Consider the following 13426-nt stretch of genomic DNA (forward strand, 5'->3'; position numbering starts at 1 on the left):
GGTTGGCCGGTCGGCCGCGGGTTCCCCCGGTGTCACCGGCCTGGTCCGCGGGCTGTTCCGGGTGCGGTGCTTCTGCCGCTTCCGCCCGGGCGGAACACGCAGCTCCACGGCGCTAACCCCGCCACCGCATCCCCTGCCGTCGCAGCCGGTGGATTTCCCACCAGACCAGTGCCGTCACCGACACCGGGCCACCGAGGAACGCGCAGAGCGCGAGCGGCACCGGGCCCGGCGGCAGACCGCCCGACGACAGGCCAAGGAAGGCGAGCACCCAGACCAGGACGGCGGTGACCAGCGCGGGCAGCGCCGCGTGCACGGCGGCCAGGTTGAAGGCGTGGCGCAGCGCCGGGCCGGAGGCGAAGCAGAGGAAGAAGATCACCCACCAGAACGGCGCCCAGCACACGAACATCACGGACACCCAGAGCAGCACCCCGGACAGCCCGTTGGCGCTGCTGGGCAGCAGCCCCATCCCCTCGGCCGCGGCCACAAACAGCAGCGGCACCAGCGCCCAGGCACCGCAGTACCACAGGGCCGACCGGCCGGCCGGCCACAGCTCCGTCCGCATGGCCCGCCGCGTCTCGGGCCTGGCCGCCCAGAAGAGCAGCGCCACTGCCACCGCCGCACTCAACAGCGCCAGCCAGGGCGCGAACACCAGCTTTTGCAGAACATCCCCCGGCACGTCCTGCCAGCCACCGAACACGGCCAGCAGCACCCCCGTCATGGCGAGGGCCACCCAGGCCCGCACCCGCTGCACCCGGGCTACCTCGGGATCCTCGACGTGCCCGGCTGGGCGTACGGGGAAAACCCGGCGCGCCACACGGCGGGCCGTACGGGCCAGCTGGTAGCCGACCAGCAGCGGCACGGTCAGCCACCACAGGAACGGGAGGAGCAGCACCAGCAACATCCAGTGGGACATATACTCCCGCCGTCCCCGCAACACCTCGCCCAGCGGCGGCCATTCGTCCTCCCGCAGCCGTCGCCACAACGGCGTGTACGGCCGCGGCGGGTCACCCGCGGGCCGTGGCCCGCCGTTCGCGGGCGGCAGGCCGGACGGGCGGGGTGGGTCGATGCTCATGGGCATCCCTTCCACGGTCCCGGAAAAGGACGCGCCCCGACCCGGCCACGGTTCCCGACCGGACGCCCGTGCTGCCGGGGCGCTCCGCGCCGGCCCCGGTACCGGGCATGAGGCCCCGGTCCAGTCGCGCTTGACCATGCCGCGGCTGCATGATTTCGAATGGAGTGAGCCGGGCGGTGACGCCGACGCCTGAGCAGCCGGACGGAGTGCGAGGCGATGGCGTGGAGTACGCGTGAGGTCGCCAAGCTCGCGGGTACCAGCCTGCGGGCGGTACGGCACTACCACGAGGCCGGGCTGCTCGACGAGCCGGAGCGCCGTGTCAACGGCTACAAGCAGTACGGCGTGTCTCACCTGCTGGCGCGCCGTCACATCTTCGAAGCAGTCATCCGCCCACGGCCAGCACGAGCGCCCCGAACCCTGCGCGGTCGATATACCTCGGCGGTGGTGCTCAACCGACGATCGGGGTTTCGGTGGTGTAGAGGAAACGGGTCAGGGAGCGGTCGAGGAAGTTCTCCTCGTCGGCGGCGACGGTCGTGGTGAAGATGTCGGAGGTGAACCAGCGGGTGGCGTCGGCAATGTCGTCGAACCAGACCTCGACGACGCCGTCGTAGTAGGTGCTGCGCAGGCCGGGGATCTCGTCGTCGGTGGGCAGGAGCAGGACATGGCGCCGGACCGGTACCGCTCCGTCGGTCACGCTCGCGATCAGCGGCAGGTGCTTGTGCGTCCAGTACTCCACGAACTCCTCGTGGGTCAGGTCCGCGCGCCGGGTCAGGAAGATGCTGATCTTGATCACGGGACTCCTCAAGGCAGGTATGGCCTTCCTCAGTAACTCCTATGCTACGCACGCATCTTGCACGGCAGCGTATAGCCCCGGACGCAAGGCCACTCGGCCGGGACGGTACCCGTTGCGTCACCCATGGCCGGGCTGAGCGTGTATCCCCGAAGTGCTGCACGTATCGGGAGCTGAGGCTGGATGATGCAAACGTCGTCAGTGAGATCCGGCATATGCTCGCGGAGGACTTCGCGATGCCCACACCGGTGAGGTACCGCTCGACCGCCGCGGTGTAGGACGAGCGCGGAGCAGACAGGTACGAACCGGGCGCGCGTCAGCCGGAGCACGCCCCCGCTGACGGACTCGATCACCGGTTCGGACATCACGTCTGGCCCGCCCCTCCGGTGCTGCCGCAGTACGACCGTGTCCTACGCAGTGAGGCGTATGTCGGACCGTTACGGGCTCGTCGGCGTCTGCGCACTGCCCAGCGTTTTCACCGGCAACCGCCTCCAGCCGATGTGGCGTCCACCCCTGCGACAGAAGGTACCCGAAGAGTCGGGCACAGCAGGGAAGGGGAGGCAGCGGTGTGGGTTGCGATCACGCTACTGGCAGGTCTGACCTGCCTCGGGTTCGGTACCCATGAGGCCATGGTCCAGCACCGCCTCCAGCGCGAGGGGATCCGCGTCAGGGGCCTGGTGGTCCGCCACCATGTGGAAGGCTCCGAAATGGATGGTGGCCTTGTCTACTTCGCGGTGGTCGAATTCGTTGATGCGCAAGGTGGTCGGCACACGTTCCAGGCCGGGTCATCCGGAGTCAAGGGCCTTCCCGTGGGCGGTGAGGTCCCGGTGCGCTACCTTCCCCAGGCCCCGAACAGCGCGCGAATCGACCTTCGCAGGAGACGGATCGGAGAAGTCGCGGCTCGCTTCGCGGGCGGCACCCTGTTCACAGCCATCGGGATCTGGATGCTCGCCACCGGTCGTTGAGCTTGCTCCTCAGAGTCAGGCCGTGTGCTGCATAGTCGCCTAAGGAATCGCTTGCCCGCGTCGTGCATCCCGCCCGGCTGGGTACCCGCAGCCGGTTAAGAGGGGAGAGCCCACTGAGTGTTGACTGTGCCGTAAGGGCACGGTTTGCACTGGGGCACGGGGGCAGATCCCTAGTGCTGCCGCTGCACGCAGATCACGTACTGCCGCGTGCGGAAGTCCGTACGTTCAACGAGGACGGAGTAAAGCGTGCACACGATGAGAAAGTCTGTTCGGGGCGTTGTGGCCGTGATGGCCGTGGCGCCGATGCTTTTCCTGGCGACGCCGGCGGCAACGGCCTCGTCGGGGAAACCCGCCGCGGTGTCGGCGGCGAACGTGGACATGAAGATCGGTCCCGGATGCGGGGACCACACTATCTGCTTCGGTGACGACGTGCGCTGGCTGTTCTACATGACGGCGGGCGAGGCCCGTCCACAGCTGCCCGACAAATACAACGACAAGGTCGTCACTGCCAAAAACTGGTCGGACGCCGCGGTCTGTCTGTACGAGCACTCGCAGTTCGCGAAGCTGCTGGCGAAGGTCGAGCCGAAGGGAGGCGTCAAGCTGCGCGGGGAGGACCGGAAGAAGACGAGCAGCATCCGGCCCTGCTGACAGACCGTCCTGTGCCCGGTCAGTCGCAGACGACGGCGCGCCCAGGGCTCAGGAGGTAGCGGCGTAGTCGCCGGTCTTCGTACCGTGGCAGTCGGGCTGCCGTCACGCGGGGGTTCAGTCTGCGTCTTGGGGCGCCGGCGAGGTGCGTGCCGCGGGCGCCCTCACTGTCTGCGGCAGATTGCCGACGAGGAGGCAGAGCGAGTGCAACCGTCGCAGTGCGAAGTTGTCTGATGCGGCACTGGCTGTTCGGCGGTACGAATCCCAAGGCCAGACCCACGTCAACTCTGACCGTGTCACTACCCCTTCGAGACCAAGCTGGAGAAGCTTGGTAAGGCGAGCCAGGCACCTCGTCAAGAGGGGACTGGCTCCCGGCGCGTGAGTAGGGGGCACCGACCCAGGTCGGTGCCCCCTCTCGCTGTGTCGGTCAGTGCTGCCGGTAGTCCTCGCGTAGATGCCACTCGACCGGGTAGAAGACCGTCTCGTCATCGCTGGCGCGTTCGAGGATCGCGCGGTGGTCGGCGATGCCCGGCCGTCCGAGGTCCACCCAGCTGTGCACCAGGGCCTTCAGGTCGTCGGCGACGGCCTGGTCGCCGACGTGGTGCAGGTGGCCGGTCCGCTGAATCCAGGCGGTGCCGCGGCTGGGCTCGTGGAGGCAGGCCATGCCCTGGGCGGGGTCGAGGCCGTCGACGTAGGCACGGGTGGTGCGGCCGGTCCGGGTGCCGAGGTGGAACCACAGATCGTAGTAGGCATCGTCCTCCAGGACGGGTCCGACGTTCTCCCATGTGGTCATCGGCTGCGGCGGAAGCGGTTCGGTCAGGGCCGGGGTCTGTCCGTCCTGCCACGCGTAGAGGGGGCCGGCGGCGGACATGAAGTCGCTCGACATCACCCCGCGGCCGATCAGGCGGGTGCCGTCGCGGGTGACCGAGAGGGTGGGGTGGAAGCCGCCGTGTGCGACGGGGACGACGATCTGCCCGTCGTCGGCAAGCTGGTCGAGCCAGTGCGGGGAGATGCCGGTGACGCCGCAGGTGACCACGATCCTGTCGTAGGGGCCCTTGGCGGGATAACCGAGATAGCCGTCGGCCGTGAGGGCGGTGACGTTCTTCTCCCCGGCCCGCTCGGCGGCTTTGGCGGCTTCGGTGACGATGACCTCGGAGACGTCGATGGTGACGACTTCGGCGCCGGTGATGGCCGCGATCAGGGACGCGTTGTAGCCGGTGCCGGCGCCGATCTCGAGGACCTTCATCCCGGGTGCGAGCTGGAGGGCTTCGAGCATGGCGGCGATGACCCGGGGCTGAGAGGTGGAGCTGTAGCGGCCGGCCGCGTCGTCGCTCTTGGGGACGTGGGTCATCAGGGCGGTGTCGGAGTAGATGCGGTCGAGCAGGTCGTCGCCGGGGTCGGCGGGGACGGGGATGAAGGTGCCGCTGGTGTAGTAGCCGCCGGGCAGGAACAGGTGCCGGGGGACGGTGGCGAAAGCCCGCTCGACCGGGCTGGTGCGGATCGCGCCGCGCTCGCGCAGGGTGGTCGCGTAGGCGGCCATGCGGGCGGTCAGGGACGGGCTGGTGGTCTGGTCGGTCATGAGGCTCCTTAGGGTTCGACGGTCAGGGCCGTGGTGAACGTGGCGATGTAGTGCGGGTCTTCGCCGACGGGCTCGCCGTCGGCTTCGACCCACGCGTGGGAGGTCAGGGGCGGGAAGCGCACGCCGCTCTTCCAGGTGGGCCAGGTGCCGGCGAGGCGGCAGAGCAGGGCGGTGGCGATCGATCGGGGCAGGCAGCCGTAGCCGCTGCCGCAGTGGGGGCTGACCGTCGTGACCACGTCCCTCGCTCGCGAGGCCTGCTCGGCGGTGGCGGGTGCGGCCCGGCGGGCGAGCACGTCCAGCAGCTGTTTGAGCCGGGCCGGGCGGGATCCGAGGGCGGTGGTGATCAGGTGGGCGGCGGTGACGGCGAGGTGTCCGGCGGCCTGCTCGGTGCGGGTGAGGTGGACGCGTTCGGGCAGGGCGACGACCGTGCTCATCGCGACTCCAGCAGCCGGTGGCCGGTCAGTCTGGCGGTCAGGTCGCGGACGTCGGCCGCCGCCCGGTCCGCGGTGATGCCGTAGGTGTCCACGAGGGCGGTGGCGGCCTCCTGTTCGCCGTGGCCGACGAGTGCGTCCAAGGCTGTGGCGGCGGAGTCGTTGAGGGCGAAGTAGCCGCCGGTGCGGGTGTTGAAGAGCATCGGCGAGCCGTCGGCGTCGATCCGCTCGACGCCACGAGCGAGGCGGAAGGGCATGGCGATCGGCCTCCTGGCGGGTCAGGGGCGGGCACTGCGAAGCCACAGCTCCACAGCGACCGTCTCGGTGATGAACGCGGGCGGGATGCGGCGGGTGGCGGCCTCGGCCAGGGCCTGGCGTACGGCCCCTTCGTCGATCAGCCCGGCCTTGCCCAGGGCCGAGCCGGTGAACAGCTCGGCGAGCTCACGGTGGTGGGCGGCGAGGCCGGTGTGGATCTCGTGGTTGTAGTGACCCTTGTCCCGCCGGACGAGCAGGCCCGGCGGGGCCAGCGGGGCGACGGCCGCAGTCAGCAGGGGCTTGGGCGACCACGGGTCGGTCCGCTCCTCCGGCCAGGTCGCCAGGGCCGTCTCGATGACCGCCCGGTCCAGGTAGGGGAAGTGGCCGGGAACTCCGGCCGCTTCCATCGCATCCCGGTACAGGCTCGCGCGGCGGGCGACCGAGCGGATCCGCATCACCGCCCCGTGTGTCGCGATGTCCTCCGAGACCGGCTCGGCCGTCTCCGCGACGGCCAGCAGCTCGTGCCGCAGGTCGCGGACGACCTCGGGCACGGTCCAGGGCGGGAGGCGGGGAGGAGCCTCCCACCCGGCCAGGGCGGCGGCCGGGCTGGCCGGGAGGGTGAGCCGGTCGGCGGCCCGGATCAGCCACTGCCGGTAGGTGCCGGCCGAGGCGGCGGCCTGCGCGAGGCTCAGGCTGCTGGTGCGGTTGAGGGCCGCGTGGCCGCGCAGATGCCACCACGCGCGGTACGGGCTGCGGCCGGCGGCCTGCGGCAGGTAGGACAAGGGGGCCACCAGGGTCTCGTCGCCGCCCTGGCCGTTGAGGTGGGCACCGCTGCCGTGCTCGGCCAGCACCCGCAGAGTCTGGCGGAAGCGGGCCGCCGAAGACGCGAACGAGGCGGGCTCGTCCAGCGCGAACTGCGCGTCCTGAAGGTCCTGGAAGATCCGCGGGTAGGCGCCGGGGCCGAGGACCAGGTGGTCCACCCCGTCCAGCAGGCGGGCGGTGCGGCGGGCCCACCGCTCGTCGGGGTTGTCCGCCGCCCGCGAGCCGACGGTGATCAGCAGACTGGTGGAAGCCGGGCGGGCCCGCGCGGCCAAGGCCGCAAGCGCCGCGGAGTCCAGGCCGCCGGACAGCTGCACGCTGGCCACCGGTGGCGAGGCCACCCGGCTGGCGACCGCCTTGGCCAGCACGTCCCGCAGCCGTTCCGCCGCCATCTCCAGCGGGAGGACGGCCGTGGGCGGCGTCCAGGAGCGGGTGACGGCCAGCCGGCCGGAGGCGCTCAGCGTGGCCGCGTACCCGGGGGCGACCGGCTTGACGCCCTCGTACGGGGTGCGGCTGAACAGCAGCGGGGCGGGCGCGTGCGGGGCAAGCAGGCGAAGGGCTGCCCATCGCTCGTCCACTCCCTTGCCCACCTCGTGGGCCAGCTGGCGCGGGCTGCTGGACAGCACCCACACGCCGTCCACGGTCGCGTAGTACAGCCGGTTCAGGCCCGCAACGTCCCCACGTGCGCTACGGACGCCCCGGCGAGATGTGACCAGGTAGTAGCTGCCCGGCAGCGCGGCCAGCTCCTCCTCGTCACCGGTCTCGGCCGCCCTGTCGGCCAGGACCCGCAGCCGGGCGGCGCTGACCGGGCAGGACCCGATCAGCACCACCTTCAGCGGACCGGCCGCGACCGTCCGCAGCCTCTTCCCCCACCCGAACGCGATCAGCCACGGGCGTCCCGAGCTGTGCTGGAGGGTGCGGGCCGCGTCCTGCCGGGCGAGCCGCCGGGCCACAGGCCCGGCGGCGTCGTCATCGGGCAGAACACAGAACCACGGCGGCCTGAACGCACCGGCCGCCTCGGTCACGAGCGGCTGGTCGGGGCGAACAGGGGCGCGTAGTACTGGCCCGCGTCGGAGTCGTCGCTCTGGCCGACGCTGACGTCCCCGAGGGTGTCGGCGGCGAACGAGCCCACCGCCATCACCTTCGGCGCCTCGTACGCAGGCGAGCATGTCTCCGTCCCGCCGCTGGCTACCTTGCTCATAGGGCACTTCCCTTCTTCCGGTGCCGGACGCCGTTGTCCGGCCGCGGTGACCGCCCGGCCGGCTGGCCTGGCGGATGGTGCAGGGTGGTGCGGCCTGCCCGGCCGGGTCCCAGCGGGATGTCACCGGCGGGGCAGGAGCCTGGGGTCACGGCTGCCGTTCGCCTCGCAGGATCGAGCCGACCGGCACCGTGTTCGTCGGGTCGGACAGCGCGCGGACGGCCTTCTGGAGCCGCACGGGGTCCGCTCCGAGGTGGTTGATCGCGGCGGAGGCCAGCACGTTGGCCAGCCGGGCCTGGAGGAACGCTTCGTGGTTGTGCTCGGCGATCGCGACGGCCAGGGCCTCCTGCGAGGCGTATGTCTTGCGGCGCATCGTCTGCCGGGGCGGGTTCCCGTAGGTGATCATCACCACGACCTCGCCTGAGCCGGCGTCGAAGCGCACGTCGAACGGCAGCTCGTCGGCGTCCTGCTCAGGCACGAACTCCACCTCTTCTGTAAGGCACGCGGCAGCGGATCTGCTTGCCCACCGGCGTGATGACGGTGTGCCAGCCCGGGGCGAGCAGGTCGAGCAGGGGCAGCCCCCGGCCGGACTCGGCGTCCGGGTCGTCCAGCGGGGCCGCAGCCCGGTCGGGCAGGTGCTCGCCGTCGGGGTCGTGGACCTTCACCAAGACCGCAACCGGCTCCGCGACGACCTCGACGACCAGGGGCACGAAGGGCCCGCAGCAGGTCACGGCGTTGCCGATCAGCTCGCTGGTCACCAGCTGGGCGTTCTCGGCGACATCCGCGGTGACTCCGGCCTCGCACAGCGCCTGGCCCGTCATGTGCCGGACACGGCGTAAGTGCTCGGCGGAGGAGTGCATGTGGACCGCGAATCCGCCGGGCCTCTCGGTGAGGTAGAAGCCCGGGACCGCCGGTGCCCTCTCGTCCGCCATGGTGACCATGGCCCCTCCATCCGCACAGGCTTCCGCCCGCGCAAGATCGACGCAAGTGCCCCCGGGATACCGCCAGTTGGCAGACCCCTCTGGCCTTTCCGACGAGGATGGACCCAACCGCCCACGGGTCGCAAGGTTTCCACCAAACTCGTTCGGATGGTCCGGCGAAGGGGCTCCCGCTCTCCCGGCGGTGGTGAAACACTGCGCATATGCCCAACAGCCCCGTGGTACCGACGATCCGGCGCCGCCGACTCGGCTCAGCCCTGCGCAAGCTCCGCAACGACGCCGGGCTGACCTTGGATGGTGCCGCCGGGGCCGTGGGCTGGAAGGCGCCGAAGATGTCGAAGGTGGAGAACGCGGCCGCCGGCATCCGCCCGGCCGAGGTCACCGACCTGCTCAAGGCGTACGGCGTCACGGACCCCGAGGTGTTCACCGCGCTGGAGAACCTGGCCCGCGACGCCAGCAAGAAGGGCTGGTGGCAGACCTACAGCGGTGTAGTCGCGCCCGCCTACGCGGACTACCTCTCGCTGGAGTCCGACGCCGAGCGAGTCTTGGAGTGGTCACCGACCCTCGTGCCCGGCCTGTTGCAGAGCGCCGCGTACGCGCGGGAGATGATCGCAGCCTCCGCCGTCACCCGCACACCAGAAGAGGTCGCCGCCCTCGCCGAGGTCCGCATGGCCCGCCAAGCCGTCCTCTCCCGCCCCGACGGCACCGGACCCCTGAACGTGTGGGCCGTGATCTCCGAAGCGGTCCTGCACCAGCGGTTCGCCGTCCGCCCGGCCACCATGCGCGAACAACTCCGCCGCCTGCTCGACGTGGCCGAGCTGCCCAACGTCACCCTCCAGATCATGCCCCTGGGCGCCACCCCGCACCCAGGCGTCGCCGGAGGCTTCACCGTGGTCAACTTCCCCGGCCCCATGCCGGACGTCGTCCTCGTGGAGAACCTCCGAGGCAACTCCTACGTCGAGGGCAGCGAGGACGTCCGCGTCTTCGCCGGCGCCTTCGAACGGATCGTCGCCGCCGCCCTCCCGGTGGACGACTCCCTGGCATTGATCAAACGCATCGAAGAAGGCAGCCCAAAGTGAACGGACCCAAGGCGGAGCTGTACGCGCACGACCTCTCCGCCGCCACCTGGCGCAAGTCCTCCGCCAGCGCAGGCGAAGGCAACTGCGTCGAAACCGCCGACCTCCCCGGCGGCATCGCTGTCCGCGACTCCAAGAAAACCCACCTCGAACCACTCCGCTTCACCACAGCGGAGTGGGACGCGTTTCGCACCGGGATGCTGAGGGGAGAGCTGTAAGCCCTCCCCTCGGAAGAGCACAGCAAGTGCTCGACGCGGCGCGAGCGGGATCTGGATCTCTCATGCGCCACGGTTGCGTGCGTCTCCTGCGGTGGAGCCCGGGCACGACTGACGACCGATACAGGAAGGGCCGGGCGGCCTCGGCGAACGCGGCCTCCATGCGGGCCCGTGCGGGCTCATCCGGCGGCGCATACATCAGTGACCTCCGTCAGTCGTTGGGCGTCCAACGGTAAGTCGAGTGCGGCAGTGGCCTCAGCCCAATGCCCGGAACAGCGACGGTACCCGCGAGACCAGGGAGTGGGGCCGTCCCCCCAGCCACCTGCTACACGCAGGTGGCGGCTCCTCGGCGCGTGGCTTGCGCGCCAGAGCTCGTCGAACGCGCACGCGACTTCCTCACCGCCCACCGCTGACCCATTCCCTCTTGACCACGTGATGGGCCGTCCGGAGCTGTAACCGAGTTGCGCGTTTTCTCCCCTGGCCGTTTCCGGCCGGGAAAGCAACAACCTGGCGGCTTCACGCGGCGGCTTCCCCGCCATGCTGCGCGGTGGCGAGCTCGACGCGGGAGGGGTGCGGGGTGGCACGGCGGGCATTGCTGCGGACGCTGCCATCAGGGCGAACACGACGACTGCGGCACGGGCGGCCTTCGGGTGCCTGGCACCAGTCGCAGCGAACATTGAGCGGGTCTGGCTGTCCAGCCGCGACGGCGGCCTCGCGAACGGCACGTACGGGCCTGTAGCGAGCCAGTTCCGCGCGAGCCGGCGAGGGGATGCACGATCCGATCGCGCGCAGCCGCGCCTCGATGGCCGGGTGCGGCCCGCTGGTCAGCGCGCGGTACTCGATGGGCGCGGCCCGCCCGGTTGCGACAGCGGTACGGGTGGTGCGCATCTCGGTGAGGAAGGCAGGAACGTCGTCGGGGTCGGCGGCCGGGGTGGGGTCGGTGTGGCGCTGCATCAGGGCATCGCGGTGCCGGGCCCAGGCAGTGAGGATGTCGTAAGGCTCGACGGGGTGGTACTGCGCGCTGTTGTCGCCCCCGCGGCGCTCGTAATAGTTGCGGACCACGCGGCCCACGTCCCACGAACCGGCGGGGAGTGTAGCGGGGACATCCGCGAGGGCGGTGGTCCATCGGGTGACGACGCGCTCGGCGCTGCTTGCGTCATTGAGCTGTCGGTCGATCCGGCCGTCGATGGTGGCGACGCGGTCGAGCAGTGCGACGATTTCACGGGGCGTCATCGGGCGTTCTCCCGGTTCTCCAAGTTGTCCAGGGCGGCGAGCAGGTTCTGCCGCGCTGAGGCGGCGGGGGCGGTGGTCGCACGGCCCCGGAAGGGAACGACGGTGGCGCCGGGCCCAGCCGGGCTCAGGTGGTCGAGGTCGGACCAGACCTTGAGCCAGTACCGGGCCGACCTGGGCGCCTCACCGGGCACGGTGCGGTGGACGGCGAGCTCGACGAGAGCAGAGACGCCGTGACGCTGAACGAGACGCCAGACGGCCTCCTGTTCGCCGAGGCCGAGGCTCCAGCGCACGCCGACGCCAGCGGCGTCGAGGGCGGCAGCCAGAGGGCGCAGTGCCTCGGTGACCACGGAGGCGGAGAGGGCTCTCGCGCGCGGCTGCTGCTGTTCCTCTTGGTGCTTGCGTTCTCTTGCGTTCTGGGGTGCAGATTCCACACCCCTGGGGGTGCAGTTCTCGCACCCCTCCGTTGCAGACCCCGCACCCCCTGGGGTGCAACTCTCGCACCCGTGCAGATTCGGCACCGGTGCAGAATCTGCACCACCAATCCGGGGTCTATCGGACGACATGGCGCGGGCGTGACCGACCGCGCCCGCGAGCCGGTACACGGTCTCGCCGCGCGGCCCCTTACGGCCCTCGACGACAGCCAGCTCACCGGACGCGAGCAACTTGTCGACTGCGCCGACGACACACCGCCGGGACGCGTTCGTGCGCTGCACGAGCATCGCGGTGCCGGCATAGGCGGTGCACTCCGGGCCCGAGCACTTGTCGGCGATGGCCAGCAGGATCATGCGGGCAGTGCCCTTCGCGGCGGACCGGGTCCAGACCCAGTCCATGGCGTCGAGGCTCAACGGGCCGCCCCTCCGAATCCGTGCGGGGTGGAGGTGAGGCTGCTGCGGGAGCGGATTGAAGGTATGGGGCGTATCACGCTGCGGCCTCCTGCCTCTCGGCGGAGACAGGGAAGTCGGTAGGCTTCACGAAGAGTCCTTTGACCGACGGTGCGGGGTGGGCAAGACCTCACGCCGTCGTGCTGTTCATGGATGGATGGCGTTGTGGGCTTCGAGGGCTCCGGCTGGCGTTGCGATCGCCAGGCCGGGGCCCGTTCTCGTTGTGGCGCAGGCCGTCACGCAGCCACGGCCACGTCACCGCCTGCACTGTCGGGGGCGATGACGGGCAGGCCCAGGTAGCTCCACAGGTCGTAGCGGGTGACGCGGTAGGCGCGGCCCAGCTGCCGGACGCGCACGGGGTACGTCCCGGTCTTCGCCATGAAGTAGCCCTGTGTGCGGCCGATGCCCAGGGCGCGGTTCGCGGTCTCCAGGGGGAAGCTCACCGGAAGGGCCGTCAGTTCGGCGTGGGTCATCTGGCGGGGGTGCATCCAAGCTCCGGTTTTGTCGATTTGCACAGCCGACGGTTCGAATCGACCTTGATCAACCTAGCGTCACAGAATGGCACGGCGCAAGTTGATGCGCTACCGTGTCGATATGCACAGTCACGAGATCTTGAGCGACGTGGTCGCCGAGCAGGTCCGGGCGCACCGGACTCGCCTCGGGCTCAACCGCGAGCAGCTCGCGGAGGAGTGCGCGCGGATCGGTGCTCCCGAGCTGACGTATGCGGCCATCACGAACATCGAGACCGGCCGCCGGGACAAGGACGGCAAGCGCCGCCGCGAGGTCACCGTCGACGAGCTGATGACCTTCGCGTACGCGCTCGGCGTCCCCCCGCTGCTTCTGATGCTGCCGCTCGGCAGCATGGACAGGGTCCCGTCGCCGGCCAAGTGGGGCGGCCTGCACCCGCACTACGCGTGGCAATGGGTTACCGGTGAGGAGCCGCCGGCCTTCCGTGACGAACGAGGGCGGACGGTCGTCGACAGCTCGGGAATCGGCGGCGAGGAAGGGCCGAACCGCACGGGGGTCTGGCGGCAGGTGGCCGTGCCTACCGAGGTGTACCGCAGCCTCCAGGCGACCCAGGCGGCGCTGAGGCATGCGAGCGGTCAGCTCCACTTCGCCCAGGCGCGTCACGGCGAGGATGCCGACGCGACCCGCAAGGCGCGCGGAGCCTACCTCGACCGGCTCCAGGAGTTCGCTGTCGTACTCAACGAGATGACCGATCTCGGGCTGAACATCCCGGCCTGCGACGCCAGATGGGTCGATGACATGCGGCAGTTCGACATGCTCAAGCGCCCGGAGGCTGTGCAGATCCTCGACACGAAGGACTAG

18 protein-coding genes and 1 pseudogene are annotated in these 13426 nt (G+C 70.5%); 6 read left to right on the plus strand and 13 right to left on the minus strand.

The window, feature by feature from the left end:
- Window positions 1–112: 112 nt before the first annotated feature.
- A complete protein-coding gene (locus tag AF335_RS11300; protein ID WP_311775599.1) occupies window positions 113–1072 on the minus strand; it encodes a hypothetical protein in 960 nt (319 codons plus the stop codon).
- Between the two features lie 216 nt (window positions 1073–1288).
- On the opposite strand from AF335_RS11300, the pseudogene AF335_RS11305 reads away from it, so the two are divergent.
- Window positions 1289–1429 (plus strand): annotated as a pseudogene (locus tag AF335_RS11305) (MerR family transcriptional regulator); the annotation flags it as partial.
- 91 nt (window positions 1430–1520) lie between these two features.
- Here AF335_RS11305 and AF335_RS11310 read toward each other — a convergent pair.
- Window positions 1521–1865 (minus strand): EthD domain-containing protein, encoded by a 345-nt coding sequence (locus tag AF335_RS11310; protein WP_170127665.1) that lies wholly within the window; start codon window positions 1863–1865, stop codon window positions 1521–1523.
- A gap of 563 nt (window positions 1866–2428) precedes the next feature.
- Here AF335_RS11310 and AF335_RS11320 point away from each other — a divergent pair.
- Complete coding sequence (locus AF335_RS11320) at window positions 2429–2827, plus strand: DUF3592 domain-containing protein (RefSeq protein WP_170127666.1); 399 nt, start codon at window positions 2429–2431, stop codon at window positions 2825–2827.
- 170 nt (window positions 2828–2997) lie between these two features.
- Here the strand turns inward: AF335_RS11320 and AF335_RS11325 are convergent, their stop codons facing one another.
- On the minus strand, window positions 2998–3207 hold the full coding sequence (locus tag AF335_RS11325; RefSeq protein ID WP_102918213.1) for a hypothetical protein: 210 nt from the start codon (window positions 3205–3207) through the stop codon (window positions 2998–3000).
- Here AF335_RS11325 and AF335_RS11330 point away from each other — a divergent pair.
- Window positions 3206–3475 (plus strand): hypothetical protein, encoded by a 270-nt coding sequence (locus AF335_RS11330; protein WP_102918214.1) that lies wholly within the window; start codon window positions 3206–3208, stop codon window positions 3473–3475. The two genes, AF335_RS11325 and AF335_RS11330, sit on opposite strands and share 2 nt — an antisense overlap.
- A gap of 424 nt (window positions 3476–3899) precedes the next feature.
- Here the strand turns inward: AF335_RS11330 and AF335_RS11335 are convergent, their stop codons facing one another.
- The 7 genes from AF335_RS11335 to AF335_RS11360 all read right to left on the minus strand — a co-directional run bounded on the left by AF335_RS11335 (window position 3900) and on the right by AF335_RS11360 (window position 8695).
- The gene (locus tag AF335_RS11335) at window positions 3900–5051 is read right to left on the minus strand and encodes a protein-L-isoaspartate O-methyltransferase family protein (RefSeq protein WP_102918215.1); all 1152 of its coding nucleotides are present in this window, start codon (window positions 5049–5051) and stop codon (window positions 3900–3902) included.
- Between the two features lie 8 nt (window positions 5052–5059).
- Window positions 5060–5485: a lasso peptide biosynthesis B2 protein gene (locus tag AF335_RS11340; RefSeq protein WP_102918216.1), complete on the minus strand. Its 426-nt coding sequence runs from the start codon at window positions 5483–5485 to the stop codon at window positions 5060–5062.
- Complete coding sequence (locus tag AF335_RS11345) at window positions 5482–5739, minus strand: PqqD family peptide modification chaperone (RefSeq protein WP_102918217.1); 258 nt, start codon at window positions 5737–5739, stop codon at window positions 5482–5484. The genes AF335_RS11340 and AF335_RS11345 overlap by 4 nt, the downstream gene beginning before the upstream one ends.
- Before the next feature lie 21 nt (window positions 5740–5760).
- On the minus strand, window positions 5761–7581 hold the full coding sequence (locus AF335_RS11350; protein ID WP_170127667.1) for an asparagine synthase-related protein: 1821 nt from the start codon (window positions 7579–7581) through the stop codon (window positions 5761–5763).
- Window positions 7578–7757: a lasso RiPP family leader peptide-containing protein gene (locus AF335_RS34580; RefSeq protein WP_170127668.1), complete on the minus strand. Its 180-nt coding sequence runs from the start codon at window positions 7755–7757 to the stop codon at window positions 7578–7580. The genes AF335_RS11350 and AF335_RS34580 overlap by 4 nt, the downstream gene beginning before the upstream one ends.
- Before the next feature lie 145 nt (window positions 7758–7902).
- Window positions 7903–8232, minus strand: a complete 330-nt coding sequence (locus AF335_RS11355) for a hypothetical protein (RefSeq protein ID WP_102918219.1) — start codon at window positions 8230–8232, stop codon at window positions 7903–7905.
- Complete coding sequence (locus AF335_RS11360; RefSeq protein ID WP_102918220.1) at window positions 8225–8695, minus strand: ATP-binding protein; 471 nt, start codon at window positions 8693–8695, stop codon at window positions 8225–8227. Before AF335_RS11360 ends, AF335_RS11355 begins: the two co-directional genes overlap by 8 nt.
- Window positions 8696–8895: 200 nt before the next feature.
- Here AF335_RS11360 and AF335_RS11365 point away from each other — a divergent pair, with 200 nt between their 5' ends.
- Together AF335_RS11365 and AF335_RS11370 are read left to right on the plus strand one after the other, a co-directional pair.
- Window positions 8896–9771 carry a helix-turn-helix domain-containing protein gene (locus AF335_RS11365; protein WP_102918221.1) on the plus strand — a complete coding sequence of 292 codons (876 nt, stop codon included), beginning with the start codon at window positions 8896–8898 and terminating at the stop codon, window positions 9769–9771.
- On the plus strand, window positions 9768–9986 hold the full coding sequence (locus tag AF335_RS11370) for a DUF397 domain-containing protein (protein ID WP_102918222.1): 219 nt from the start codon (window positions 9768–9770) through the stop codon (window positions 9984–9986). Before AF335_RS11365 ends, AF335_RS11370 begins: the two co-directional genes overlap by 4 nt.
- A gap of 513 nt (window positions 9987–10499) precedes the next feature.
- Here the strand turns inward: AF335_RS11370 and AF335_RS11375 are convergent.
- From AF335_RS11375 to AF335_RS11385, 3 genes are all read right to left on the minus strand, one after another.
- A complete protein-coding gene (locus AF335_RS11375) occupies window positions 10500–11216 on the minus strand; it encodes a zinc finger domain-containing protein (protein WP_102918223.1) in 717 nt (238 codons plus the stop codon).
- Entirely contained in the window at window positions 11213–11647 is a 435-nt protein-coding gene (locus AF335_RS11380) for a hypothetical protein (RefSeq protein ID WP_146045500.1), read from the minus strand. Before AF335_RS11380 ends, AF335_RS11375 begins: the two co-directional genes overlap by 4 nt.
- 686 nt (window positions 11648–12333) lie before the next feature.
- On the minus strand, window positions 12334–12585 hold the full coding sequence (locus AF335_RS11385) for a hypothetical protein (RefSeq protein WP_376697827.1): 252 nt from the start codon (window positions 12583–12585) through the stop codon (window positions 12334–12336).
- Between the two features lie 106 nt (window positions 12586–12691).
- Between AF335_RS11385 and AF335_RS11390 the strand changes: the two genes are divergently transcribed.
- Window positions 12692–13426 (plus strand): hypothetical protein, encoded by a 735-nt coding sequence (locus tag AF335_RS11390; RefSeq protein ID WP_146045501.1) that lies wholly within the window; start codon window positions 12692–12694, stop codon window positions 13424–13426.

It is taken from the genome of Streptomyces eurocidicus (assembly GCF_002891295.1).
Classification (GTDB): Bacteria; Actinomycetota; Actinomycetes; order Streptomycetales; family Streptomycetaceae; genus Streptomyces; species Streptomyces eurocidicus.

Excerpts from the sequence above, each read along its gene's own strand:
- AF335_RS11330 (WP_102918214.1), top strand. The coding sequence starts at position 3,206 with ATGAAGATCGGTCCCGGATGCGGGGACCACACTATCTGCTTCGGTGAC.
- AF335_RS11345 (WP_102918217.1), bottom strand. The coding sequence starts at position 5,739 with ATGCCCTTCCGCCTCGCTCGTGGCGTCGAGCGGATCGACGCCGACGGC.
- AF335_RS11365 (WP_102918221.1), top strand. The coding sequence starts at position 8,896 with ATGCCCAACAGCCCCGTGGTACCGACGATCCGGCGCCGCCGACTCGGC.
- AF335_RS11325 (WP_102918213.1), bottom strand. The coding sequence starts at position 3,207 with ATGTCCACGTTCGCCGCCGACACCGCGGCGGGTTTCCCCGACGAGGCC.
- AF335_RS11300 (WP_311775599.1), bottom strand. The coding sequence starts at position 1,072 with ATGAGCATCGACCCACCCCGCCCGTCCGGCCTGCCGCCCGCGAACGGC.
- AF335_RS11335 (WP_102918215.1), bottom strand. The coding sequence starts at position 5,051 with ATGACCGACCAGACCACCAGCCCGTCCCTGACCGCCCGCATGGCCGCC.
- AF335_RS11360 (WP_102918220.1), bottom strand. The coding sequence starts at position 8,695 with ATGGTCACCATGGCGGACGAGAGGGCACCGGCGGTCCCGGGCTTCTAC.
- AF335_RS11385 (WP_376697827.1), bottom strand. The coding sequence starts at position 12,585 with ATGCACCCCCGCCAGATGACCCACGCCGAACTGACGGCCCTTCCGGTG.
- AF335_RS34580 (WP_170127668.1), bottom strand. The coding sequence starts at position 7,757 with ATGAGCAAGGTAGCCAGCGGCGGGACGGAGACATGCTCGCCTGCGTAC.
- AF335_RS11375 (WP_102918223.1), bottom strand. The coding sequence starts at position 11,216 with ATGACGCCCCGTGAAATCGTCGCACTGCTCGACCGCGTCGCCACCATC.
- AF335_RS11340 (WP_102918216.1), bottom strand. The coding sequence starts at position 5,485 with ATGAGCACGGTCGTCGCCCTGCCCGAACGCGTCCACCTCACCCGCACC.
- AF335_RS11390 (WP_146045501.1), top strand. The coding sequence starts at position 12,692 with ATGCACAGTCACGAGATCTTGAGCGACGTGGTCGCCGAGCAGGTCCGG.